Raw genomic sequence first — 24,692 nt, 5'->3', positions numbered from 1 at the left:
CCTCTCCCTTTTTGAACGGGAAACGGGTCGGAATTTCTCTCAGGCGTCGACCGCTTGCAACAGTGGATGCCACTGGCCGCGGATCTCGTGAGAACCGGCGTCGGAATAATCGAACACGCCTGACCCGGCTGCGGCGTGACGGGCATAAACCACCCGCTCGGATATCCGCGCAAGCAGCGGATAGCCCTTCCTGGCAAGCAGTTGTTCCAGATCGCCGACCTGATTGGACCGTCGGTCGATGCGGTTTGCGACCACGTGTATGTCGGCCTTGCCCTTGCGCACGCGCTTGATATCGGAAATGCGGTCAAGAAACTTCAAGGTGGCGTCCCAGTCGAAAGCCGAAGCGAGAACCGGAACAATGATATCGGAGGCCTCGGCGATCAGGTTCTTGGCCAGTTCGGAGCGAAGCCCGCCAGGTCCGTCAATGATGATGGCATCCAGATCCTTGTCCTTGTCGCCGATTGCTTCTTCCTTGGTCCAGTTGAGACCTTCGATCCGCGCCAGGCTCTTGGGCCTGCGTTTGATCCAGGACTGGCTGGACTTTTGCCGGTCCGCATCGGCAAGCGCAACATCGTCCCCCCGGGCGGCAAGCGCGACTGCAAGATTCGTGGCGAGGGTCGTCTTGCCGCAACCGCCCTTGGAATTCACCACCAGTATCTTGCGCATTTCCACTCCTCTGTGTGTTCTTTCGCACACGCTCGCCTAAGCTTCAACATAGGCGCACAAAATGCGCCTTTTCAAGAGCTTTGGGCGCGAAAATTACCATTTCGTGGCGACAAAGCGGCAGAACTCGGGTATAGCTTTCCGTCACCATGCATGTGATTACAAAAACAAAAGATCTCGCCGCTGCGTGTCAGCGTCTTGCCGCTCATGATTACGTGACCGTCGACACGGAATTTCTCCGTGAGACAACCTTTTGGCCCAAGCTCTGCGTCATTCAGATGGCAGGGCCTGACATGGCCTTCATCGTCGATGCCCTGTCAGAAGGGCTGGACCTTGAGCCTTTTTTCGAGCTTATGCGCGACGGCAGTGTGACAAAGGTTTTTCATGCTGCCCGCCAGGATATCGAAATCATCTACCACCTGGGTGAACTGATCCCGGCACCGCTGTTCGACACGCAGGTGGCGGCCATGGTCTGCGGCTTCGGCGATTCCATTTCCTACGACCAGCTTGTCTACAAGGTCACCGGCGCCCGAATCGACAAGTCGTCCCGCTTTACCGACTGGGCTCGCAGACCCCTGACGGCAAAGCAACTGGACTATGCCCTGGCAGACGTCACGCATCTGCGCGACGCCTACCAGTTTCTGAAAGCGAATCTTGCCGAGCAGGACCGCATCCACTGGGTTCAGGACGAGATGCAGGTTCTGACGTCCGTGAACACGTATCGCACCGACCCGGAACAGGCCTGGAAACGCCTGAAACTGCGTGTGCGCAAGCCGGTTGAGCTGGCTGTCATGATGGAAGTCGCCGCCTGGCGCGAACGGGAAGCGCAATCGCGCGACGTTCCCCGCAGCCGCGTTGTCAAGGACGATGCCATTTACGAACTGGCGGCCCAGCAGCCTCAGGACGCGGAAGCGCTTGCGCGCCTTAGAACCATTCCGCGCGGCTTTGAACGGTCCAAATCCGCAGATGAAATCCTGAAAGCCGTCAGACGCGCCGTTTCGCTTCCCAAGAACGAAATGCCGAAACTGCCCAAGGGCCGTCAGGCCCCGGATGGTTCGGCTGCGGCTGTCGATCTCCTGAAGGTTCTCCTGAAACTGGTCAGCGAAGCCCATGGCGTTGCGGCCAAGGTGATCGCCACCGTGGATGATCTTGAAAAGATTGCTGCCGACGACGCTGCTGATGTGGCGGCCATGAAAGGTTGGCGGCGCGAGCTTTTCGGCGAAACCGCCCTCAAGCTGAAACGCGGCGAAGTTGCCCTCGCCTTCCAGGACCGGCAGATCGTCGCGATTGAACAGCCGCTGCGGCCAGATGTGGAAAAGGAAGCGGCAGAGTAATCTCTGCCGCTTTGCTTTCTGAGCTTTCCTGACTGAACAGCCCTGACCTCAGCCTGCGTTTACCGCAACATCGACCTCGATGACCTTGCTGAGCTGGTTCGCGCGCTTGCGCAGGCGCTCACCGTCGAGATTGGCCAGCTCCTTCCCGAGGTCGAGCGACAGTCCCTTGTCTGTTTTGGTGATACCCACCTTCGGCAGCATGCCGGCAATCGACGCGCTCAGGAGCGAGGCCACCCGCATGGTTGCACCGAGAACCTTGGCGCGAATGCGCAGACGGTCGGTAAACAGTTCCCGGATCACAGGCGAAAGGTCACCTTCGCGCAGGCCCTGGTGGCGGTAGAAGACGGCCGCGGCCAGATAGGCGCGGCTGGCATGATCCAGGCCGACGAAGGACGCGTTTGAAATGATATTGAGGCTCTGCTCGCCGCGATAATCCGGATGGGCGCGCCAACCGATATCGGAGAGGAGACACGCCGCGTGCCGCAGCCGGGTCTCGTTGGCGGTTTCTTCAATGCCGAGTTGCCTGAACAGCGTGTCCGTCCAGACGATCAGCTCTTCGGCATGGGCAGGAGAGCGCGCCCGCAGGGTGCACAGCTCGCGCGCGGCTTCGATCACCGGGTCATGGGCCTGCATTTCCAACGGCAGCTTTTCGTGCAGCAAACCTTCGCGCACGCCGGTTGCGGAAAAGACCAGACGTTCCGCCTTCATTGACAGCAGCACCTGCTCCAGAACGACCGCGCCAATCGGCACCAGCGGACGGCGCTGTTTGGAGACGATCTCGGCAAGCTCCACACCTTCGAGATTGGGAACTGCGATCCGCCTGCAAAAGGCAATCGCCTCTTCCGCGCTGATTTCGTAATTGTGCATCACGTGCAGTGGATACTTGTTCTGCATCAGATGCAGACGCCCGAGCGATCGCCAGGTGCCGCCGACGGCGTAAAACGTCCGTTCGCCTGGCGCGAGATCTGGCCAATGAAAGTCCTTGAGCGCGGCTTCAGTGATCTTCTGCGCCTTTGCGATCTTGCCGTCGGCCTCTTCCGACAGGCGCAATCCGCCGAGGGGGAACGTTGCCCCGGCGCCGGGGGTGTTGTCGGCAATTTCCACCAGTTCCAGGCTGCCGCCGCCCATGTCGCCCACAATGCCGCGCGGCTGCCAGAAGCCGGCGATTACGCCAAGGGCTGAATAATACGCTTCCTCACTACCGTCGAGAATACGGACCGGCGCATCCAGAGACCGCTCGACCTCGCGCACGAATTCAGGACCGTTTTCAGCATCACGCGCCGCAGCGGTCGCGACGATGTAGATATCCTGACAGCCGGTGTGTTTGATCAGCGTCTTGAAACGGGTCAGCTCACCAAGCGCCAGACTGACGGAATCGTCGGCCAGGCGGCCGGTAGCGGCGATGCCCTTGCCAAGACCGGCCAGCAGCTTCTCGTTGAACAGCATCGTCGGCGTGCGCGCCTTGCGCTCGTAGATCACGAGGCGCACGGAGTTGGAACCGATGTCCACGACTGCGATAGGGCCGGACCCGTTAAGACGGCCACGTGCCGGGTGAAACTCAGCAGTCATGCTAACCTCGTTTTTGCCGTTCCAGGAACGGCCTCGGCCGGTCACTCTTCAGCGACTTGCCGCGCCCTGATAGTGAGGGGTTCGTCATGAAATATTGATGCGCATTGAAGGGTTCTTCATTGGCGTTCGGAACGATGCGCTCATGACTGCCATCGGACAGGATGCGCCAGCTTTGCTGGTTGTCCTTCAGGTTGGCGACCATGATCTGATCCAGGACCTGTTCGTGTACGGTCGGTGTCTTGAGCGGCGCCAGAACCTCGACCCGACGGTCGATGTTGCGCGGCATCAGATCCGCCGACCCGATGTAGACATGAGCTTCCGGCGACGGCAGCCCCTGGCCGTTGCCGAAGCAATAGATCCGCGAATGCTCCAGAAACCGTCCGACAATGGATTTCACCCGGATGTTGTCGGACAGGCCCGGAATGCCCGGACGCAGGCAGCAGATGCCGCGAATGATCAGGTCGATCTGCACGCCTGCCTGGCTTGCACGGTAAAGGGCGTCGATGATCGCCGGATCCACCAGCGAGTTCATCTTCCACCAGATCTGCGCAGGACGTCCGGCACGCGCATGCTCGATTTCACCCTCGGTCATCTCCAGCATACGCTGGCGCAGATTGACCGGAGAGACCATCAGATTGTTCAGCTCCGCCGGCTGAGCGTAACCGGTGATGAAGTTGAAAACGCGGGCTGCATCTTCGGCAATGCCGGGATCATCGGTAAAGAAGGACAGATCCTCATAAATCCGCGCGGTGATCGGGTGGTAGTTCCCCGTGCCGATGTGGCAATAGGTCTTGAGCTGGCCATGTTCACGCTTGATCACCATGGACAGTTTGGAGTGGGTTTTCAGTTCGATGAAACCGAAAACGACCTGCACCCCTGCCCGCTCCAGGTCACGCGCCCATTTGATGTTCGCTTCCTCATCGAAACGCGCCTTCAGCTCCACCAGCGCCGTAACGGATTTGCCGGCTTCGGCAGCCTCTGCCAGCGCCTTCACGATGGGGCTGTCATTGGATGTGCGATAAAGCGTCTGCTTGATCGCCACCACGTCCGGATCACGCGCCGCCTGCCGCAGATACTGGACCACCACATCGAAGGATTCATAAGGGTGGTGGACGATGATGTCCTTCTGGTGGATTGCCGCAAGACAGTCGCCGCCATGTTCGCGAATGCGCTCGGGAAAGCGGGCGGTATAGGGCTGAAACTTGAGATCCGGCCGCTCGAGATCGACAACCTGAGACAGGTTGTTGAGCGCAAGCAGCCCGTTTGCCAGAAAGATCTCGCTTTCCCCGACGTGCAGCGCCTCGGCCACGAATTCGCGCAGGGCCGGCGGTGTGGTTTCCTGGATTTCCAGGCGGATCACCGAGCCCCGGCGGCGGCGGCGCAGGGCGCTCTCGAAGAGGCGGACGAGGTCTTCCGCTTCTTCTTCGATTTCCAGGTCGCTGTCGCGGATGACGCGAAAGGCCCCCTTGCCGCGGATCTCATAACCGGGGAACAGGCGCCCGATGAACAGGCTGACGACCTTTTCGATGGCGATGAACCGGGCTGCGCCATCTGCACCATTGGGCAATTGCACGAAGCGGTCGACCTGGCTTGGAATTCTGAGCAGCGCGATCATGCCTCGCCCACCGGATGTCGGCGCCAGTTCGAAGACGATGGAAAAGCCGAGGTTCGGTATGAATGGGAACGGATGCGCCGGATCGATGGCCAGCGGCGTCAGAACCGGGAAGACATAGGCCAGGAAATAGTCCTGCAGCCAGACCCTGTCCGTGTGGTCCAGCGTTTCGCCTTGCGGGATCTCGATACCCTTGTCGGCAATCTCACGGCGCAATTCCACCCAGATTTTCTGCTGGGAGGCCTGCAGGTCCCGCACGGCATCGCTGATCTTCTGAAGCTGCTCGGTTGGTGTCAGGCCGTCGTCGGACAGATTGGTGACATCCGCTCGCTGCTGACCGCGCAGACCGGCAACGCGCACCATGAAGAATTCGTCGAGGTTGTTGGCCGAGATCGACAGGAACCGAACCCGCTCAAGCAAGGGGTGGTTCGGGTTCATGGCTTCTTCCAGAACCCTCAGATTGAACTGCAGCCACGAGAGTTCGCGGTTCATGAAACGGGCCGGAGATGTAGCCAGCTCACCTTCCGGCGCCAGTTCCGGCACGGTTCCCTTGCCATCGGCTGCAACTGTGGAAGCGGGCAGAATGTCAGAAATATCAGGGGCTTCGTTCATGGCATCATCCCTTTTTCCGTGCGACTTCCGCTTCGATCAGGCAAAACAGGACATGCCCATTCTGCGTTATTGCCGACGTGACTAACATGAAGTCCCAAGCGGGCAAATGACAGTCCTGTGGCAGTATCGGCGATTATTGGCCTTTATGCACATTTTCCAAGACCCGCCCAGCCAGTGGTTTTGTAATCTTAACCCGTCCGGCCAAAGCCTCCTGATCGATAGCTTCGACAGCGCGCATGGCAACCTCGAGCGACCGCTCCATTCGCACCACAAGATAGTCGACGACACCTTGATCGACCGCAATCTGACGGTCGGCGAACAGCTTCACCAACACCCGGCGCAGAAGATCATCGTCCGGCTCCAGAATTTCCACGGGGGTCGCCGCCCGCAGGCGGGACTGCAGATCCGCCAGGGAAATTTTCCAGCTTGCAGGCCAGGTGCGGCTGGTGATGAGTACGGTCTTGCCGGCCTGACGCGCCGCGTTCAGAAGGTGAAACAGCGCCGTGTTGTCGATGCCCAGATGCGCGTCCTCGATCACGCAGGCGGGCGCTGCGACGAGGGTTTGCACAGAGTGGGGGGTAAGTTCGGCCGCCGGCAGAACAACCGCACCGGTTTCATCCTGAAAAGCCCGGACCAGATGGGTCTTGCCCGCCCCGACAGGTCCTGCCAGCACGACGACGGGCGACGGCCAGTCCGGCCAGCGTTCCAGCAATTCGAACGCAGCCCGGTTGGAGCCTCCAACCAGATAGTCATCACGGCTCAGGGCCGCTTCATGCGGCAATTCCAACGGCAACTGGCGTGGTGTTTCCGCCATTTCTACTCTGAAACCTGCTGTTCTTGTTCCGACGCGGGATGGCCCGTTCCCCGGTAAACCGGGCTTGCCAGATACTGCTTCAGGGCAAAGCGCGCAAGCACGCCGATCATCGCGGCTGCGGGAACTGCAATCAGCATCCCCACGAATCCAAAGAGATATCCAAAGGCAAACAGGGCAAACATCAGCGCCACGGGATGAAGCCCCGTGCTGTCACCGACAAGTTTGGGCTGCAGGATATTGCCTTCCAGAAACTGGCCGACACCAAAGACCGCGGCGACGGCGACAATCCAGGGCCACTCCGGCCAGAACTGGACGATTGCCACACCAAGAGACAGGACCAGCCCCAACCCGGCTCCGACAAAGGGAATGAAGCTGACGAGGCCTGCTGCCATTCCGATCAGAAGGCCGAAGTTCAGCCCGACCAGCGCCAGCGAGATAGCGTAAAACGAACCGAGGATGAGGCACACGGACACCTGCCCGCGCACGAAGCCGGCAACCGCCTGATCCATTTCCCGCGCAAGCCCGCGGATTTCCGACAAATGAGGGCGCGGCAGCCAGCTATCTATGCGCGCAACCATGCGGTCCCAGTCCAGCAACAGATAGAAGGCAACCACCGGTGTAATGACGAAGAGTGACAGGATCGACAGCAATGCCTGTCCACCACTCCACAGAGACTGCGCCAGCTTGCCGATAAAGGAAGCCCCCTGGCCGATGAGATTGGACATGGAGGACTGAAGATCTTCCGCGCTTATGCCGGCGACAGACGCAAGATTGGCCGGAAAGTTTTCCGACAGCAGAGCCTGCAGCTTGCGGATCAGTTCCGGGAACTTCTCAAGGAAAAGCGAGAGCTGGTTTCCGAGAAGAGGCAGCAGCAGAATGAAGAACATCACAAGAATGACGACGAAGGCAAACAGGATACAGAGCGTCGCCCACATGCGCCCCATGCCCAGCTTTTCCAGCCGGTCGCAAACCGGGTCCAGCAGATAGGCGACGGCCATGCCCGCAACGAAGGGCAGAAGCACGCTGGAAAAGACATACAGAAACAGGCAGAAGACAATCAGGGAGATCAGCCAGAACTGTACCTGACGACGAAGGGTCATGAATGGCGCTCCTCGGTTTGTTCCGGCGCGTGAAAATGGCTTTCCTGCGGACATGGGATTAAACCCTGCCTCGGGTCAAGTCCAGAATAGTCAGCCATGAGAGGTCCTGGCCCGGCACCGAGCCACTTGAGCCTTGCCCTTCGCCGGCAATGCACTTTCTGGCAAATGAATGAGCCAATCGGCGAAGAAAGATGCGGAAGTTGCCCCGCCATCTGTTCTTAAGCCCTGCACAGAGTGGCTCGCCTCTTGTGTTCCTTGGCGGCAGACTGTAATCCGCACTGGCACAGCCAACCGCACGCAGTCTCGGAGTGCCCCATGAGCGAATCCTCTGGTCCCAACGGCCTGACCTATGCCGATGCAGGTGTCGACATCGATGCCGGAAATGAACTGGTGAACCGCATCAAGCCACTGGTCAAGGCAACCTCCCGTCCCGGGGCAGACAGCGATATCGGTGGTTTTGGCGGCCTGTTCGATCTGAAGGGCGCAGGGTTTCAGGATCCGATCCTTGTTGCGGCCAATGACGGCGTCGGCACCAAGCTGAAGATTGCCATTGAGACCGGCCAGCACCGCACTGTGGGCATCGACCTCGTGGCCATGTGCGTCAACGATCTGGTGGTTCAGGGCGCGGAACCGCTGTTCTTCCTCGACTACTTCGCAACCGGCGCGCTGGACGTGGCAACCGCGACGGATGTGGTGGCAGGCATTGCGGACGGCTGCAAGATGGCCGGCGCCGCGCTGATCGGCGGCGAAACGGCTGAAATGCCGGGCATGTATGTAGAAGGTGACTACGATCTCGCCGGTTTTTCTGTTGGCGCAGTGGAACGGGGCGCAATCCTGCCCCGTCCGGATGTTGCCGAAGGCGATGTGCTGCTTGGCCTTGCCTCTTCCGGTGTCCATTCCAACGGTTATTCCATGGTCCGCAAGATCGTCGAGCTGTCCGGCATGAACTGGTCGGATGCAGCGCCGTTTGCTGAGGGAAAGACACTCGGCGAAGCTTTGATGGAGCCGACCCGCATTTACGTCAAGCCGCTGCTGGCAGCCCTGAAGGAAACATCCGGCATCAAGGCTCTTGCCCATATTACCGGCGGTGGTCTGCCGGAAAACCTGCCGCGCGTCCTGCCGAAGAACTGTTCTGCGCGCATCGATCTCACCCAGATCAACGTACCGCCGGTGTTCGGCTGGCTCGCCAAGTCGGGCGGTGTAGCTGAAAAGGAAATGCTGCGCACCTTCAACTGCGGCACCGGCATGGTGATTGTCGTCTCCGCAGATGCGGTGGACGCTGTAGTTGACGTCCTTACCAAAGCTGGCGAGACGGTCAGCCGGATCGGCACCATCGAGGCTGAAGGCGCTGCACCGGTGCTGTTTGACGGCAGCCTGGACCTTGGCGCATGAGCCGGAAAAAGACAGCCATCCTGATTTCCGGACGCGGTTCCAACATGGGCGCGCTGATTTCCGCAGCCATGTCGCCCGATTATCCGGCCGAAATCGCGCTGGTTCTTTCCAACCGCCCGGACGCAAAGGGACTGGAACGAGCTGCGGAATTCGGCATTCAGACGGCCGTCGTCGACCACAAGGACTACGCAGGCGATCGCGAAGCATTCGAGCGATCCGTTGATGCCGTGTTGAAGGACCACAAGATCGAACTGGTGGCCCTTGCCGGCTTCATGCGTATCCTCACGCCTTATCTTGTCAACGCCTGGGCAGGCCGGATGATCAACATCCACCCTGCCCTTCTGCCTTCGTTCAAGGGCCTTGCCACACACGAGCGGGCTTTGCAGGAAGGCGTAAAATTGCACGGTGCGACCGTGCATTATGTATCGGCCGAAATGGATGACGGGCCGATCATCGTGCAGGGGGCCGTTCCGGTTCTCGACGCCGACACGCCCGACACGCTGGCCGCCCGCGTTCTGGAGGTCGAACACAAGATCTACCCCAAGGCGCTCTCAATGGTAGCCAGCGGCACGGCCAGGGTGTCCGGAACACGCGTGACAGGCAGCAGCGACAGCGCAGGCACCGAAACGCTTATCTGGCCGTAGACGGCACAGCGCTTTTCCACTGACAGTGAACTGGTCGCGGGTTTCTCTGGCAAATTTGCCTGACCTTCGGATCAATCGGGCTTTGTCTGGACCTGCAATCGGAACGGCAGCACAAGAAATTCAGCTGGCCGAAGGAGGGAAACCTGCACGACAACGTTCATGGTACCGGCCTCGACATCTATAGCGGTCATGGTCGTACCAAGTCCGACGTCTACGCGGTAAGCCTCTTCGGAGGAGGTTCCGGTGAACGCTCCACGAATCCAAAGCGCATTCAGGAAACTCTCAATCGACAGCTTTATCGTTCGACAGGTTGGTGCGGTATTGGGTGAAAACACAAATTGGTCGAGGGCTGCCTTGATCGATTGTTCCAGCATGATCGCCGTTCGGCGGACATTCACATAGCGCCAGTCCTGGCTGTTGGCGTCCAGCGTGCGCGCGCCCCAGACAAGTGTACCGCGTGCCGGAAACGACCGGATCGCATTCACGGCCTTGCCGTCCAAAGGGGCGTTCAGATCGTCCTGCTCCGCGTCGGAAATATCTACGCAGGGCGAAACGACGGAAAGCAGCCCAATATTTGCCGGGGCCTCCCAGACGCCGGTCCGGGTGTCGGTCATTGCGTAGGCACCCGCCAGCGCACTTGACGGAGGCATGACATTCAGCGCTGCGACCGCATGGTCAATGAGGTCTTTGTAACGTTTCGAAAGCACTCTCAAGCTTTGCACACCACGTGCCTTTTCAGCGTCGGACGTTTCGTCATCCACCGCCAGATCAAGCGCTTTTTCCAGCGCGGTTTTTTGAGCCTCGTTCGTCCGTGCGTCCGTATCCTGCCGGATATAATCGAAAAAAGCCTTTCGGGTGCCGGCAGAGATGTTGTCGAAGGTTATATCAGAGGCGACATGGAGGGCAGTGTTCACCCAGGGATAATATGCGGCCGCGAAGCTCAGATCCTCTGCCGAGAGCATATTCCGCAGGCCGGTCTTTCCCGAGATCACGTCAGCCTCGTCGTATGTCCTCTTCGTGTCACCGTTGAACACATCCACAATGGCGAACCGTCTTCTGGTCTCGGCACAATGGGCAAGGCCCCTGTCCCAGACGGCCTTGTAGTCTTCCGGTGACGGCAGGAGCACCGCCTCCGGAATGACGAGCATCGACGGCTCCTGCTGCTGGGCGACTTCCTGCCAGATCGCATCACTGAAATGCTCCGCGGACTTTGCAATCCCGGGCTCTCCGACGCCGTAACATCCAACCGACACGACCCAGCATGCGCTTCCACCATTTTCCCGAAACAGGCGTATGGCCGAGTGCAGAATGAATCGGCTCGAGTCCTCCAGCTCCAGAACCGGTTCCCCTGCCCGCAGGCTGAAGTCAAATCGCGCCGCCGGTGCTTTGCCAAACCAAAGTTCGAACTCATTCATAGAGGTGACCCGAACCGGTACGCCGGTCACATCCTTGCCCTGCTGCACGGCCCTTTCCGTGTAGCCGATGAAGATAGGGACATCTGTCGCAACTTCCACAACCTGTGCAGGATAGGAGTTTTTCTCGACGATGTAGACGCCCGGGGCCTCATACTTCTTCATGTGCTCTTCCTCGTGACGCGGCATCCGGCAGGGACTTGAGGCTCTTGATCGGCACAGGCTCCCACAGTCGCGCCGGTGAGCAAAGGACTTTCCGCCAGAAGTTGCAGCCGCCCTCGGAAACACGTCGGGTTTCGTTTTTCGTGCACAGGACGCGTAACAGCGCTGCGGATAGTATCTTGACTGATTGTGAGGGTTCACCCGGTCGGATAACGTCACTTCATGTTGTTAAGTTTCCTGTCGGCGCTTGGTGGTGTCGGGCTGTTTCTGATCGGTATGATGCTTCTGACCGATGGGCTGAAGGCCCTCGCGGCGCAGCGCATGCGCGATATGTTGTCCAGGTTCACCTCAACGCCTTTGTCCGGTGCGGTGACAGGAGCCCTCACCACAGCGGTCATCCAGTCTTCCAGCGCAACCACCGTTGCCGCCGTCGGCTTTGTCGCGTCCGGCCTGCTGACGTTTCCCCAGGCGCTTGGGGTCATATTCGGCGCAAATGTCGGCACCACCCTGACAGGCTGGCTGGTGGCGGTTCTCGGCTTCAAGCTGGATCTCGGTCAGATCGCCCTGCCCTTCGTGTTTTTCGGCGCGATCGCGCGGCTGGCCTTTCGCGGTCGGGTCGCACTTGCTGGACAGGCGCTCGCCGGCTTCTGCCTGATCTTTATCGGCATCGAACACATGAAGGACGGTCTGGATGCCTTCAGCGGCGTCGTAACGCCCACCGACTTTCCGCCGGACACACTGTTCGGCCGTCTGCAACTTCTGTTCATCGGCATGCTGATAACCGTCGTGACCCAGTCCTCAAGCGCAGGGGTTGCTACAGCGCTGGCGGCTCTTGGCGCCGGTGCCATCAACTTTCCGCAGGCGGCCGCCCTGGTGATCGGCATGGATGTCGGGACCACATTTACCGCAGCCCTGGCGACCATCGGCGGCGGCACCATGGCCCGGCGCACGGGCTATGCGCATGTGATCTACAACGTCCTGACCGGTGTGATGGCGTTTTTTCTGCTGGGTCCGTTTCAGCTTGTGGCGGGGGCACTGACCGGAGACGGCGAAGGACAGATTGCCCTCGTCGCATTTCACAGTTTTTTCAATGCCCTCGGAGTGCTTCTGGTCCTGCCCTTCGCGCGGCCTTTTGCCCGTCTGGTTGAAACACTGGTTCCCGAAAAAGGCTCCGACCTTACCAGCCGGCTGGATCCTCTTGTGCTGCGGGATCCGCATGCAGCCGCTGCCCTGGCAGGTCAGACCGTAGCGGAGCTGGACGCTGCCATCATCGAAAGGTTGCGCAGCCGGCTGGGCGCAAGGCCTGTTTCGCACGAGGAGCTGGACCGGGAAGAGCTGGCCAAGGCCATTGCGGACACACGAACCTATCTGGACAGAATCATCGTCCCCCCCAACGACATGGTGTTCCAGGAAGAGTTAAGGGGGCAGTTTCATATCCTCGATCACCTGAGCCGCCTGCTTTATCGCTGCGACCAGAGACAGCGGATCGACGAGCTGGCGCTGGATCACCGGCTCCGGCGCCTGGCGGGCCTGATCCTGGGTGTTGGCACATCCGCCAGACAGCAGGACGTCAAGACACAGGAAAAGACACTCGACAGGCTCCGGCTGATGATGCGGCGGCAACGGCGGCTTAACCGTGACCGACTGATTGCGATGGCTGCGGCGGACACGGTACCGGCGGAAACCGTCTGGCTTAAACTGGACGCCCTGCGCTGGTTGCACAGGGTCGCCTATCACCTTTGGCGGATCAAGCTGCACCAGAATGTGCTTCTAGATGCCAACCGGAATCTGGCCTCGACCGTCGAGGAAGCCCGCATCGACGTCGACCAGGACTGATCAACGCGGGCTGTCGTCTGCCATCAGGCGGCAGACCGGTCGATGATGACGTGATTTTCACCGCGCGAGCAGGCTTCCACGCGCGCCTCCACACGGTAAATGTCACGCAGCATCGAGGACGTGATGACGTCCTCAGACGGACCGGCGGCCATCAGACGTCCACCGGCAATCACCATGGTGTTCTTGCAGAACCGCAGTGCATGATTGAGATCGTGCAAGGCGATCAGCACCAGGGTGCCCTGACGGCGCGCCAGGTCGCGCATGAAGTTCAGAACCTCAACCTGCCGGTAAAGATCCAGCGCGGATGTGGGTTCATCCATCATCAGCACTTCCGGGCGGCGCACCAGAGCCTGTGCAATTGAAACGAGCTGACGCTGGCCGCCGGACAGTTCGCCGAGGTTGCGGAAGGCCAGTCCATCGATTTGCAGAGCCTTCAAGATCTGATCGATTTCGACCAGTTCGGCGTCTTTCACACGCCAGCCTTCGCCTTGCTTGGCTGCCAGCAGTACGGATTCATAAACCGTCAGCACGGCGTTGGCATGCGTGTCCTGGGGCATGTAGCGGATCGCGTCGCGCGGTGCAGCCTTGTTGCCTTCCAGAACCACCTCGCCGGGCCCTTTCAACAGCCCCGCGATGCGCTTGAACAACGTCGACTTGCCCGCAGCGTTGGGGCCGATGACCGCAGTCAGTTCCCCGCCGGAAAAAACCGGTGTCGAAACCCCTTCCACCGCAAGAGTAGAGCCGTAGCGTGCACCCAGGCCCTTCAATTGCAACGTTACCATGACTGCCTCCGGTCCGCGAAAATGAGCACGAAGAAGAACGGCACCCCAACTAGCGCGGTAATGACGCCGATAGGCAGGATCGCCCCCGGCAGAATGATCTTGGAAACGACGGATGTTGCCGACAGCATCAACGCTCCGCACAGGATGGCCGCTGGCAGGAAAAACCGCTGGTCTTCACCAACCAGCATGCGGGCGATATGCGGACCGACCAGCCCGACAAAGCCGATGGTGCCGACAAAGGAAACCGGTATGGCAGCAAGGAGGCTGACGCCAAGCAGCGTCTTTAACCGGAGCGACTTGATGTTCACGCCGAAACTGGCTGCCTTGACGTCGCCGAGCCTCAGCGCCGTCAACGCCCAGGAATGGCGCGCGAAGAACGGGATGCAGACGATAAGAATCGCGAATGTCGCAAAGACCTTGCCCCATGTCGCCTTGGTGAGCGACCCCATGGTCCAGAAGACGACGGCAGCAAGCGCCTGTTCGGATGCAAGATATTCCAGCAAGGACAGCAGCGCGTTGAAGGTGAATACCAGTGCAATGCCGAGAAGCACGATGGTCTGGACGGTGACGCCCCGGACCGTCGACATCAGATAGATGAACAGCGAAGCTGCCATCGCCATCAGAAAGGCATTGAGCGGAACCATGTAGTGAACCGCGGCCGGAAAGATCGCGACGCCGGCAACAAGGCCCAGGGCCGCGCCGAAGCTGGCCGCCGCAGAGATGCCGAGCGTGAACGGACTTGCCAGCGGATTGGCGAGGATTGTCTGCATCTGTGCCCCTGCCAATGACAGGCACGCCCCTACGCTGATCGCCATCAGCGCGATCGGCATGCGGATGTCCCACAGGACCACACGGGTCTGCAGGTCCGCGCCGGACGGATTGATCAGGGCAGCAAGCACTTCCGACAAGGGATAGCGGGCCGGGCCGAGAGCGAGATCAAATGAAAAGCTGAACACCAATGCAACGATCAGGCCGCAAATGACAAGAATGCGTCTGAACGCAAGGGCGCGGTAAAGACCGCGCCCCTCCTCAGCCGGAATGAGTTCCGAAACCGCCATGTCAGTTACTCGATTTCAGCGACACGAAGTAACCGGGCCGGTAATCGATCGGCAGGAAACGGTCGTGCAGTTCCTTGAAGGTGGCATCCGGATCAAGATCGGCAAAGAGATCGGGATGCAGCCATTTGGCAATCTGCTGGATCGCCACAAACTGGTAAGGACTGTTGTAGAACTGGTGCCATATGGCATGCACATTGTTCTCGCTCACGGCCTTGACGCCGGTGAAACCTGGACGCTTCATCAGGTTTGCAAGCTTGTCCGCAGTGACCTCCGGATCAGCACCAGATCCGACGCCGACCCAGTTTCCACCAGGAACATAGAGTTCCCAGTTTGCGCCGGTCACGATGATCTGGTCCGGATCGGACGCGATGATCTGTTCCGGATTAACTGTGCCGAAGGTGCCCGGAATGATGTCGGCAGCCATGTTGATGCCACCGGCCATTTCGACCATCTTGCCGAAGTTCTCGTTCCCGAACGACATGCAGCAATCGTCGGAATACCCACCAGCGCGTTCCATGAACACGATCGGTTTCACGAGATCCTTCTGCGCTGCCAGCTTGTCGGTCACCTTGGCAATTTCCGCCGCACGGAACTCGATGAATTCCTCGGCCTTGTCCTCCTTGCCGTAGAGCTTGCCGATCAGGCGCATGGAGGTCTCGGTGTTTTCCATCGGCTTTTCACGGAAGTCGACGTAAACAACCGGAATACCGACCTTGCCGAGTTTCTCGATATAACCGCCCTCTTCGGTGGCAACCTTGGCATCCAGGTTCAGGATGATGACGTCCGGCTGAAGTGCGACAGCCTGTTCCACATCGAAGGTGCCGTTCTTCATGCCGCCGAAGGTCGGCAGGTCGGCCATTTCCGGATACTTTTCGAGATACTGATGGTAGCCGTCGTTATCGGCCTTCTCGAAATCATCCCGCCAGCCGACGACACGCTTGAACGGATCTTCGCCGTCCAGTGCCGCTGTGAAATAGATCTGACGCCCTTCGCCCAGAATGACCTTTTCCACCGGCACTTCGACCTCGACCTCACGGCCGGTAATATCCGTGACCGTTACCAGGTCGCCAGCGAAAGCCGACACGGGTAGAAGAGTTGTCGTCATCAGCACAGAGACTGCCAAGCCTTTGATTTTGCTCACATCCGCCTCGATTTTTCCAGAGGTTATAAGTTGAGTTTTAAATTCTTGTTTTTGGTATTTTTCCTGAGTATATGAGTCAAGAAATATCTTTTGGAATGGTTCCAACCAACCGGAGCGAGAGCCCTTATGAGCGACGCGGACACTCTTTCGAATTTCGATCTGCGTGAGGAAATCAAGGAATATTGGGGCAAGCGGGCGGAGACCTTCGACAGCCAGCCCGGCCACGAAATTTTTTCCACCGAGGAGCACACAGCGTGGAAAGACCTGTTCAGAAAACATCTGGGCGCCGGCAATTCCCGGAGCGTTCTCGATCTTGCCTCCGGAACCGGCGTGATCTCGCACCTCCTTGATGATCTGAACTTCGACGTTACCGGTATGGACTGGGCAGAGCCAATGTTGGCCAAGGCGCGTGAAAAGGCGAAGGCACGGGGGCGGAAGATCCGTTTTCTGCTTGGCGATGCCGAACGCACAATGGAACCGGCCGGTAGCTATGACGCGATCACCTGCCGACACCTCGTCTGGACGCTGGTCGACCCAGCGTCGGCTTTTGCTGAATGGCACCGGGTGCTGAAACCGGAAGGCCGGCTGCTGATTGTCGACGGAGATTTCGTCAATCCGAGCTGGTTTGCAAGACTGCTCTCCTCACTGTCGCAAGCAAGAGGTCTTCTCGGCAACCGTCCTCAAGCGGACGCAAAGCCGGCTGCCATGATGGAAACCCATCGCAGCATCTTGTCCCGCGTCCATTTTTCAAACGGCGCAAGGGCAGAAGCAGTGGTGGAACTTTTGCGCGAAGCAGGCTTCGGACAGATTGTCGTCGACACAGATCTCAAGGCTATTCACAAGGCGCAGAGGCGCCACCTGCCCTTCTTCAAGGGGTTGGAAAGAGCCACGCAGCACCGCTACGCGATCCGCGCAGTAAAATGATACTTCTATACTGGAAAAATTGATCAGTTGACTGCGAACAAAAACGAACAAATTCAACCCATGATGACTACCCAGGCACCAGAATAACCAGCGCTTGCAAGAATAGATTGAACATATATTCTTCACCCAGCGTTAATCCGACATCGATTAGGGTTCATTACATCACAAATACTGGGTACTTCCTATGCATACTGGCCGCGCTGTTTTCCAGTTTTCCTTCAACAGCCTAGCGGCCGAACGCAAGTCGTTGACCCTATTTATTTCAGCTCTTTTGCTGACATTACTGCTCGTTCCCCTGTCCGGCGGACTATCCAAGGCGATTGCCGCTGACTGGCTGATCACACGGCTTTCCGGAACGGTCTATCTCGTCGCCCCTGGCATTGAGGCGCACCGGGCCCGCAAGGGCATGGCCTTGCACAAGGGCTATACGATTGCGACCCGAAAGGGTGCGCGCGTTGTCCTGCAAAGAGACAATGGTTCCATCACCGTAGGACCAAACACGGAATTTGCACTGTCTCAGTATCAAAGCAACGACACGCAGACCACGCTCCTGCAGCGTAAAGGCACGATTGAAGTCGATGTTGCAAAACGCGGCAGGCCGTTTTTCAAGGTTGAAACGCCCTATCTTGCGGCCGTCGTAAAGGGAACCCGGTTTTCTGTAAGCGTTCGGAACAAGGAAAGTCAGGTATCGGTTCGCCGCGGCGTCGTTGGTGTCCAGGATCTTGCGTCGGGCCAGCGAAGCGACGTTCAATCCGGCCAAAGCGTGCGCAGCGCACCGGACAAATACGCTGGCCTGAAATCCGTCGGCAAGACACCGGCGGCTATCCAGCAAGGCACACCGGGCAAACCGACATTCGGCAAAGTCCAGAGCCCCCCTTCCCCCGTCGGAAAAAACACCCGGCAGAGCATCTTCGGCGGACGTAGCAATTTGTCGAATAACCATAGCTACGGCGGCTCTTCGGGCAACGGCGGCAATTATGGATCGGGTGGAAACTCCAACGGAAACGCCGCCGGCAACCACGGTTCAGGTTCAGGCAACTCGTCAGGTAACTCCTCTGACAATTCCGGTTCCAGCGGTTCTTCCCACGGCGGGAGCGCAAGCGCCGGTGCTTCGTCTGCCGGAGCGAGTGCTGGTGCTTCGTCTGCCGGAGCGAGTGCTGGGGCTTCGGCCGGAGGAGCCAGCGCGGGAGCTTCTGCGGGAAATGGTGGCGCGAGTGCGAATGCTTCGGCAGGCGGAATCAGCGCAGGGGCTTCTGTAAGTGCCGGCGGTGCCAGTGCAAATGTGGGCGGTGGTAGCGTCTCCACGGGACGCTAACGACCTCCTGGCCGCTGGTTTTCAAACATGGCCGAGCGCCTCGCCCAGTGAACACCCGAGTGCCGGTTTCTTGCGCATATCCAGTCCCGAATGCGAATCGCCGATAGGACTTTTCCGGATCTATTCCGCTGCAGCGCCATCGCGAGGCCGACGAGCAGGAAGGTTTCGCTCCGCCGCCCGTTCATCTGGAAAAACAAAAAGGCTCGGGGCAATCTGGACCGATTTCATCCTGTCGGCGGAAAACATGACCATTGCGCACGCAGAGATCCCAGACAGCTCCATGGCCCTTCACGGAGCTGCCGCACCCGGTTTCGATCCGCTTTACCAGATCATCCCCGACATTCCTCATGACGCAGCATATGCCGTCCATTTTGCCGAGGGTTTCATCACCTGGGCCGTGACCTCGGCTCTCGATGACACCATCGGCCTGGGTCTCGGCCTGATGCCAATCCCGGTGACAGGGAAAATCATCCTAGCGGTCGTGGGGGTGTTCAAGGGAAAGAAGGCAGGCGCTGAAAAGCATTGAGGCATCCCACGAATACGCGGTGTGGATGCCAAGGGTCACGGCATCCACACCTCTCGCTCAAGCTCGACTGTCTGAGATGCCGATCATTTTAGAGCGGCTTCAATCATCGTCCCGGCCGTTGTCATCATCACCGCCGTCATCGTTGTCACGGCCGTTGTCATCGTTATGGCCATTGTCGTCCCCGCGACCGTTGTCATGGTCTCCGCCATTGTCATCATTTCGGTCATGCCCGTTGTCGTCATTGCCGCGCCTGTCGTGGTCGTCATCCCGGCGCCCCCGGTCATCATTGTAGGACGCAGACCTGGTTTCTCCACTCCTGTCTCTTCCTTCGCCATTGCGGGCATTCCCGGCACTGGAACCGGAAAAGTCGCCGGAGATCAGCTTATGTAAAAACCCACGTTCCGCCGACATGGCCCCGGAGGATCCGCAGAACAACAACACACTTGCCAACACCACATGCACCAGTTTCATTTTCATTCTCCTTGCGATTTTCCACCCCAGTGTCCCCGTGACCCCAACAGTTCTGTTAATGCGGGTTCAACGTCTCGCTTGAGAGCCAACCACCTTGCCTTCGAAAGCGACGATTTTTCGCCACACCAAACCGCACGAGGACAGCTTCAAGAATGCAAGCAAAAACCAGACAAATACCTATATTTTTACTTACGTATTTCCACATACTCGCATATTTTTATTAATATCCCGGCTTGAATTCCCGTTTAACTTGAACTTTCAACTGCGAATATGTTCTCCCAAAATCCGACTTCTGTTAGATTTGTCTATAAGCAGATGCTTATTCAGCGCGAAACGTGTCGTTTTTCGATCCTGGAGGTGCATAATTCTTTGGACAAGGTCATCCCCGGTTACCTGACCTCATCTGTGAGGATGACGACTCTGATTGCCGTCATCCTGCTACAAGCTGCGAGCGCGATCTTTTTCATCGGTGACTTCTTCTGGGAGTTTCACCTGTCCGGCCTGGTGAGCCATACCGCGTTCGAAGGTTTTGCAACGCTTGGACTCGTCTCCGGTGTCTTGTTCGGTGTTGTTGAAATGGGGCGCATTCAACGCTCGGCGCGCATGGCCGAGAGTTCGCTCAAGATCGCCGCAAATGCCTTTGGCGAAATGATCACGGAACGCTTCGAGACCTGGTCCCTGTCGGCGTCCGAAAGAGACGTGGCGCTGTTGACCCTCAAGGGCTTCGACGTGGAAGAAATTGCGCGGCTCCGAAAGACGGCCACAAGCACGGTGAGAGCACAGCAGGCCAGCATTTATGCGAAATCACAGACGCACAACAGGGGACATTTCGTGTCCTCTTTCATTGACGCCCTCGTCGAAACACCGGTAGCCGGGTCCAGGACAGGTGGCCAGGGAGGACAGGACAGCTGAGGCGAAGGGAGACAGATGTCAGCCCTGCAACGCCTCACTCAACGATGTGCCCCCTGCCGGCTTCTCTTTCAGGTCCAGACCTGAATGAAGGTCGATGATGTGGCTCTTCTGAATGCTCTCGGCTGCCGCGCTGTCCCGCTTCTCGAAGGCGTTCATCAGAGCATGGTGAGAATGGCTTTCGCAGGCAGTGTCCGAACGCTTCCAGTAAAGGGCGATGATCAGCGAAGAACGCGAGATCAAAGAACGGATCATGCCGGCAAAGATACGATGATCTGCGATGTCGGCAATTTCCGTGTGAAAGTTTCCGGACAGAAATAGCGCCTTTCCCATGTCGCTCGCATGGAGCGCGGCATGCTCGGCATCCAGATGCGCGTGTAACTGGGCCAACTGCCGATCGGTGATGACGGCTGCCGCCAGGCGTGCCACGGCAGGCTCTATCAAGGCTCGTGCCTGAAACACCTCATGCGCCTCGCGGATCGAGGGTTTTGCAACAAAGGCCCCCCGGTTCTTTTCCATGGAAACCAGTCCGGAGTGGGCAAGCGCCTGCAAAGACGCGCGTACGACGGTGCGGCTGGCACCGTAGATTTCACCCACCTCGTCTTCTGACAGTTTCAGCCCCGGTGACAGTCTGTGTTCCAGAATGGCTTTCTGAAGCTTGAGGCAAATATCAAGTGCCCGGCCCTGTGGCAGGGCAAAGACTTCGTGCAGCTTGCTGCGTTGATCGAGTTCGGCGGAGGTCACAGGTTTGGTCATTTTTCTTGAAGTGCCCAATGGGGGTTGAGCGGTGACCTGATCCTACTCCCCGGCACCCTGACCGGCAATCAGAGATCGTATACAATTTTTATTCACATCGTATTTAATTTGCCGAAATATTGTGCACTTTCGACGGAAAATCCTGGCTCACCTCCGCGGTGATTGCTCAAAATCCAAGAGTTTCTGCTGATTTTTCGCATTGGCACGGCACTTGCTGTTTCAGGACCCGAAAACGGTTTTCTGAAGGAGACGTCCGGTCATGGCGAAGTCCCTGGACCTTGAACTGGCAGCCACCACCAAGATCTACGGCGAGACCATCGCGGTCGACGCGATCAATCACAAATTCGCCGCCGGCACCTACTCCTGCCTGCTCGGCCCGTCCGGTTGCGGCAAGTCCTCTACCTTACGGATGATTGCAGGGCATGAAAGCGTCTCGACGGGCGATATCGTGCTGGGCGGCACAAACATCACCGACCTCCCGCCCGCCCGGCGCGGCACGGCGATGATGTTCCAGAACTACGCGCTGTTTCCGCATTTGTCCGTGGTCGATAACGTCGCCTTCTCCCAGAAGATGAAAGGCGTCGAAAAACCGGTGCGGCTCAAGAAGGCCCGTCAGTTGCTTGAGCTGGTGGATATGGCAGCCTATGCGGAACGTCTGCCTGCGCAGCTTTCTGGCGGTCAACAGCAGCGCGTCGCCCTGGCCCGTGCGTTGATCACCGAACCTTCCGTGCTCCTGCTCGACGAACCGCTGTCGGCGCTTGATCCCTTCCTGCGCATCAAGATGCGGCTCGAGTTGAAGAAGCTTCAGCGTGAGCTCGGCATTTCCTTCATTCACGTCACCCACAGCCAGGACGAAGCTCTCGCGCTTGCCGACGATATCATCGTCATGAACGGCGGCAGGATCGAGCAGGCAGGTAGCCCCCGCGACGTGTTCAACGCGCCCACCACAGAATTTGTCGCCCGCTTCATCGGCGGTCACAACGTTCTGCAGCAGAAAGGTGCGTCAGTCGCGCTGCGGGCAGACCGGCTGAAAGTGAAGAAAGCCGCGGGCGATGACGGAGCCTTGCTGACCGCCTTCGTCAAGGATGTCGAATACCTCGGTTCTACCGTCAACCTGGCGCTTGATGCCGGTGGCGCAGGCGACCTGACGGCCGCACTCACCGACGAAGTCTTCTTCCAGGATCCGATCGAGATCGGCGCAACCGTCTTCCTGACCTGGAAGCCGGAAGACGCGCACCAACTGGCGGCCTGAAGGCTGCCAATCGCAGGCCTTCTCCCGAGGCCGATCAAACTCCAGAGGGGAACAGGAGTAAGAATATGACAGATACAGTGGGAAAAACTGAACAGATGACCAAAAAAGGTGTCAGCCGCCGCAGCATCCTGAAAGGCGGCGCTGCCGCTGCAGGTGCAGCCCTGGGTTCCGGAGCCATCACCGGCTTCCCGACCATCTGGGCGCAGAACATCAAGGACGTGACCCTGCGCCAGTTCGGCACCGGCGTGTCCAACCTTAACGAAGTGGCGCAGAAGGTGAAGGAAGATCTCGGCTTCACCCTGGAAATGACCGCTCTGGACAGTGACGCTGTCACCCAGCGTGCCGCCACCCAGCCAGACAGCTTCGACATTGCCGACATCGAATACTGGATCTGCAAGAAGGTCTGGCCGACCGGCAACCTGCAGGCAATGGATACGTCCAAGATCAAGAATTACGACAAGATCGTCGGCATCTTCAAAAGCGGAAAGCTGACGCCGGAATCCGTGATTGCCCAGGGCACCGCTCCGCACACGGTCGGCTTCGTCGACGGTCCGGACGGCAAGGCATTTGCCACCGAAGAAACCGGCTGGATGACGCTTATACCGACCATCTACAACGCCGACACGCTCGGCATCCGCCCGGACCTGATCGGCCGCCCGATCGAAAGCTGGACCGAGCTGCTGAACCCGGAATTCAAGGGCAAGGCATCGATCCTCGACATTTCGTCCATCGGCATCATGGATGCGGCCATGGTCTGCGAAGCCATGGGCGAGATCCAGTATGGCGACAAGGGCAACATGACCCGCGAAGAGATCGACAAGACCATGGCGATCTTCACCGAAGCCAAGAAGAACGGCCAGTTCCGTGCCTTCTGGAAAACCTTCGATGAAAGCGTCAACCTGATGGCGTCCGGTGAAGTGGTGATCCAGTCCATGTGGTCTCCGGCGATCACCGCCGTGAAGTCCCGTGGCATCGAGTGCGTCTACCAGCCGCTGAAAGAAGGCTACCGGTCGTGGGGCGGTGGCATTGGTCTTTCCAAGAGCCTGACCGGCCTCGAACTGGACGCTGCCTACGAATACATCAACTGGTATCTCGACGGCTGGGTTGGCGGCTTCCTGATGCGCCAGGGTTATTACTCGGCCGTGCCGGAAACCTCCAAGAACCACATGGACGAGAACGAGTGGGGCTACTGGTTCGAGGGCAAGGAAGCCACCGGCGACATCACCAACCCGTTCGGCGATGTTCTGGCGAAAGCCGGCGAAACCCGCGACGGCGGCTCTTTCTACGAGCGCATGGGTGCAGTTGCCTGCTGGAACGCTGTCATGGACGAGAACCAGTACATGGTTCGCAAATGGAACGAGTTCATCGCCGCCTGAGGCTGAACCGGAACACGGGAGCCCGGGGAACCTTCTCCGGGCACCTCAATATTCCGGCGATCAAGACATCGTCCTTCTCTATTTACCGGACCCGACCTTCATGACGGATCAGACACAGTCCATTTCCAGCGTGGCCCCGGCTGCGAAAGCCCGCGCAAAGTCGCCCTTCAGCCTCAGCCGCCTGCCCGATGCCGTGACCGGCTGGCTGTTGTCGCTGCCCCTGGCGCTGGTACTGTTCTTCTTTCTGGTTCTGCCGATTGCCATGATCGTCGTGGTGAGTTTCTGGGGGGCGACGGAATTCTCGATCTACCCGGCCTTCCAGTTCGACAATTACGAATTCCTTCTCACGTCTCCGGTGACCTATCAGGTGTTCTTCAACACCGTGAAATACGCGCTGATCACCTGGGCGATCACGCTGGTGATCGGGTTCACCGTTGCCTATTTCCTTGCCTTTCACGTGCGCACGCTCACCTGGCAGATCATTCTGTTTCTGCTGTGCACGATCCCGTTCTGGACGTCCAACATCATCCGCATGATTTCCTGGATCCCGTTCCTGGGCCGCAACGGCATCGCCAATTCCACCCTGATCTCGATGGGGGTCATCGACGAGCCTCTGGAATGGCTGCTCTTTTCCGACTTTTCGGTGATCCTGGCTTTCGTCCACCTCTACACGCTGTTCATGGTGGTTCCGATCTTCAACACCATGATGCGGATCGACCGCTCGCTGATCGAAGCGGCCTATGATAATGGCGCGAGTGGACTGCAGACGCTCACCAACGTCATCATCCCGCTGACGAAGCCCGGCATCATGATCGGTTCCATCTTCGTGGTCACACTGGTGATGGGCGACTTTATCACCGTGCGCTTCATGTCCGGCAGCCAGAAAGCCAATGTCGGCAGGCTGATCTCCAACGACATCGCGCTTCTGCAATACCCCTCTGCCGCGGCAACGGCGGTCATTCTGCTCATCACGGTGCTTCTGGTGATCTCGATCCTGCTGCGCTATGTCGACATCCGGAAGGAGCTTTGATC

22 protein-coding genes are annotated in these 24,692 nt (G+C 58.8%); 11 read left to right on the top strand and 11 right to left on the bottom strand.

Features of this window, described 5'->3' with window-relative positions; translation table 11 throughout:
• Window positions 1-39: 39 nt before the first annotated feature.
• Window positions 40-666 (bottom strand): ParA family protein, encoded by a 627-nt coding sequence (locus SIAM614_RS12325; RefSeq protein WP_006934875.1) that lies wholly within the window; start codon window positions 664-666, stop codon window positions 40-42.
• Between the two features lie 146 nt (window positions 667-812).
• Here SIAM614_RS12325 and rnd point away from each other — a divergent pair, with 146 nt between their 5' ends.
• Complete coding sequence (gene rnd / locus SIAM614_RS12320) at window positions 813-1,997, top strand: ribonuclease D (RefSeq protein ID WP_006934874.1); 1,185 nt, start codon at window positions 813-815, stop codon at window positions 1,995-1,997.
• Window positions 1,998-2,045: 48 nt separating this feature from the next.
• Here the strand turns inward: rnd and SIAM614_RS12315 are convergent, their stop codons facing one another.
• The 4 genes from SIAM614_RS12315 to SIAM614_RS12300 form a co-directional block, all read right to left on the bottom strand.
• On the bottom strand, window positions 2,046-3,566 hold the full coding sequence (locus SIAM614_RS12315; RefSeq protein ID WP_040440041.1) for a Ppx/GppA phosphatase family protein: 1,521 nt from the start codon (window positions 3,564-3,566) through the stop codon (window positions 2,046-2,048).
• A 1-nt stretch (window position 3,567) separates the two neighbouring features.
• Window positions 3,568-5,790 (bottom strand): RNA degradosome polyphosphate kinase, encoded by a 2,223-nt coding sequence (locus SIAM614_RS12310; RefSeq protein ID WP_006934872.1) that lies wholly within the window; start codon window positions 5,788-5,790, stop codon window positions 3,568-3,570.
• A 133-nt stretch (window positions 5,791-5,923) separates the two neighbouring features.
• Entirely contained in the window at window positions 5,924-6,604 is a 681-nt protein-coding gene (locus tag SIAM614_RS12305) for a P-loop NTPase family protein (protein WP_006934871.1), read from the bottom strand.
• Window positions 6,605-6,606: 2 nt separating this feature from the next.
• Complete coding sequence (locus SIAM614_RS12300; RefSeq protein WP_006934870.1) at window positions 6,607-7,704, bottom strand: AI-2E family transporter; 1,098 nt, start codon at window positions 7,702-7,704, stop codon at window positions 6,607-6,609.
• 315 nt (window positions 7,705-8,019) lie between these two features.
• Between SIAM614_RS12300 and purM the strand changes: the two genes are divergently transcribed.
• Window positions 8,020-9,096, top strand: a complete 1,077-nt coding sequence (gene purM / locus SIAM614_RS12295) for a phosphoribosylformylglycinamidine cyclo-ligase (RefSeq protein WP_006934869.1) — start codon at window positions 8,020-8,022, stop codon at window positions 9,094-9,096.
• A complete protein-coding gene (gene purN, locus SIAM614_RS12290) occupies window positions 9,093-9,740 on the top strand; it encodes a phosphoribosylglycinamide formyltransferase (protein WP_006934868.1) in 648 nt (215 codons plus the stop codon). The genes purM and purN overlap by 4 nt, the downstream gene beginning before the upstream one ends.
• Window positions 9,741-9,811: 71 nt before the next feature.
• Here the strand turns inward: purN and SIAM614_RS12285 are convergent, their stop codons facing one another.
• Window positions 9,812-11,317 carry a phage tail sheath family protein gene (locus SIAM614_RS12285; protein ID WP_040440109.1) on the bottom strand — a complete coding sequence of 502 codons (1,506 nt, stop codon included), beginning with the start codon at window positions 11,315-11,317 and terminating at the stop codon, window positions 9,812-9,814.
• 219 nt (window positions 11,318-11,536) lie between these two features.
• Between SIAM614_RS12285 and SIAM614_RS12280 the strand changes: the two genes are divergently transcribed.
• Complete coding sequence (locus SIAM614_RS12280) at window positions 11,537-13,150, top strand: Na/Pi cotransporter family protein (RefSeq protein WP_006934866.1); 1,614 nt, start codon at window positions 11,537-11,539, stop codon at window positions 13,148-13,150.
• A gap of 23 nt (window positions 13,151-13,173) precedes the next feature.
• Here SIAM614_RS12280 and SIAM614_RS12275 read toward each other — a convergent pair whose 3' ends face one another.
• From SIAM614_RS12275 to SIAM614_RS12265, 3 genes are read right to left on the bottom strand one after another with little or no spacing between them, the layout of a single operon-like run.
• Window positions 13,174-13,932, bottom strand: a complete 759-nt coding sequence (locus SIAM614_RS12275) for an ABC transporter ATP-binding protein (protein WP_040440039.1) — start codon at window positions 13,930-13,932, stop codon at window positions 13,174-13,176.
• On the bottom strand, window positions 13,926-14,990 hold the full coding sequence (locus SIAM614_RS12270) for a FecCD family ABC transporter permease (RefSeq protein ID WP_006934864.1): 1,065 nt from the start codon (window positions 14,988-14,990) through the stop codon (window positions 13,926-13,928). The genes SIAM614_RS12275 and SIAM614_RS12270 overlap by 7 nt, the downstream gene beginning before the upstream one ends.
• Window position 14,991: 1 nt before the next feature.
• On the bottom strand, window positions 14,992-16,095 hold the full coding sequence (locus SIAM614_RS12265) for an ABC transporter substrate-binding protein (protein WP_050789379.1): 1,104 nt from the start codon (window positions 16,093-16,095) through the stop codon (window positions 14,992-14,994).
• A gap of 162 nt (window positions 16,096-16,257) precedes the next feature.
• Here SIAM614_RS12265 and SIAM614_RS12260 point away from each other — a divergent pair, with 162 nt between their 5' ends.
• From SIAM614_RS12260 to SIAM614_RS12250, 3 genes are all read left to right on the top strand, one after another.
• Window positions 16,258-17,055, top strand: a complete 798-nt coding sequence (locus SIAM614_RS12260) for a class I SAM-dependent methyltransferase (protein WP_006934862.1) — start codon at window positions 16,258-16,260, stop codon at window positions 17,053-17,055.
• A gap of 184 nt (window positions 17,056-17,239) precedes the next feature.
• On the top strand, window positions 17,240-18,370 hold the full coding sequence (locus SIAM614_RS12255; protein ID WP_006934861.1) for a FecR family protein: 1,131 nt from the start codon (window positions 17,240-17,242) through the stop codon (window positions 18,368-18,370).
• Window positions 18,371-18,614: 244 nt separating this feature from the next.
• Window positions 18,615-18,896, top strand: a complete 282-nt coding sequence (locus tag SIAM614_RS12250) for a hypothetical protein (protein ID WP_006934860.1) — start codon at window positions 18,615-18,617, stop codon at window positions 18,894-18,896.
• A 99-nt stretch (window positions 18,897-18,995) separates the two neighbouring features.
• Here SIAM614_RS12250 and SIAM614_RS12245 read toward each other — a convergent pair whose 3' ends face one another.
• On the bottom strand, window positions 18,996-19,367 hold the full coding sequence (locus tag SIAM614_RS12245) for a hypothetical protein (RefSeq protein WP_157139824.1): 372 nt from the start codon (window positions 19,365-19,367) through the stop codon (window positions 18,996-18,998).
• A 411-nt stretch (window positions 19,368-19,778) separates the two neighbouring features.
• On the opposite strand from SIAM614_RS12245, the gene SIAM614_RS12240 reads away from it, so the two are divergent.
• Window positions 19,779-20,279 carry a helix-turn-helix transcriptional regulator gene (locus SIAM614_RS12240; RefSeq protein ID WP_157139823.1) on the top strand — a complete coding sequence of 167 codons (501 nt, stop codon included), beginning with the start codon at window positions 19,779-19,781 and terminating at the stop codon, window positions 20,277-20,279.
• An 18-nt stretch (window positions 20,280-20,297) separates the two neighbouring features.
• Here the strand turns inward: SIAM614_RS12240 and SIAM614_RS12235 are convergent, their stop codons facing one another.
• Window positions 20,298-21,032 (bottom strand): GntR family transcriptional regulator, encoded by a 735-nt coding sequence (locus SIAM614_RS12235; RefSeq protein WP_006934857.1) that lies wholly within the window; start codon window positions 21,030-21,032, stop codon window positions 20,298-20,300.
• Between the two features lie 259 nt (window positions 21,033-21,291).
• On the opposite strand from SIAM614_RS12235, the gene SIAM614_RS12230 reads away from it, so the two are divergent.
• The 3 genes from SIAM614_RS12230 (at window position 21,292) to SIAM614_RS12220 (ending at window position 24,690) form a co-directional block, all read left to right on the top strand.
• A complete protein-coding gene (locus tag SIAM614_RS12230; RefSeq protein WP_006934856.1) occupies window positions 21,292-22,284 on the top strand; it encodes an ABC transporter ATP-binding protein in 993 nt (330 codons plus the stop codon).
• A 65-nt stretch (window positions 22,285-22,349) separates the two neighbouring features.
• Window positions 22,350-23,660 (top strand): ABC transporter substrate-binding protein, encoded by a 1,311-nt coding sequence (locus SIAM614_RS12225; protein WP_006934855.1) that lies wholly within the window; start codon window positions 22,350-22,352, stop codon window positions 23,658-23,660.
• 100 nt (window positions 23,661-23,760) lie between these two features.
• A complete protein-coding gene (locus SIAM614_RS12220) occupies window positions 23,761-24,690 on the top strand; it encodes an ABC transporter permease (RefSeq protein ID WP_006934854.1) in 930 nt (309 codons plus the stop codon).
• The last annotated feature ends 2 nt before the right edge of the window (window positions 24,691-24,692 follow it).

This window comes from Roseibium aggregatum IAM 12614, from assembly GCF_000168975.1.
Lineage (GTDB): Bacteria > Pseudomonadota > Alphaproteobacteria > Rhizobiales > Stappiaceae > Roseibium > Roseibium aggregatum.
Note: the sequence above shows the minus strand (reverse complement) of the source record. Positions and strands in the feature narration are given on the sequence as shown.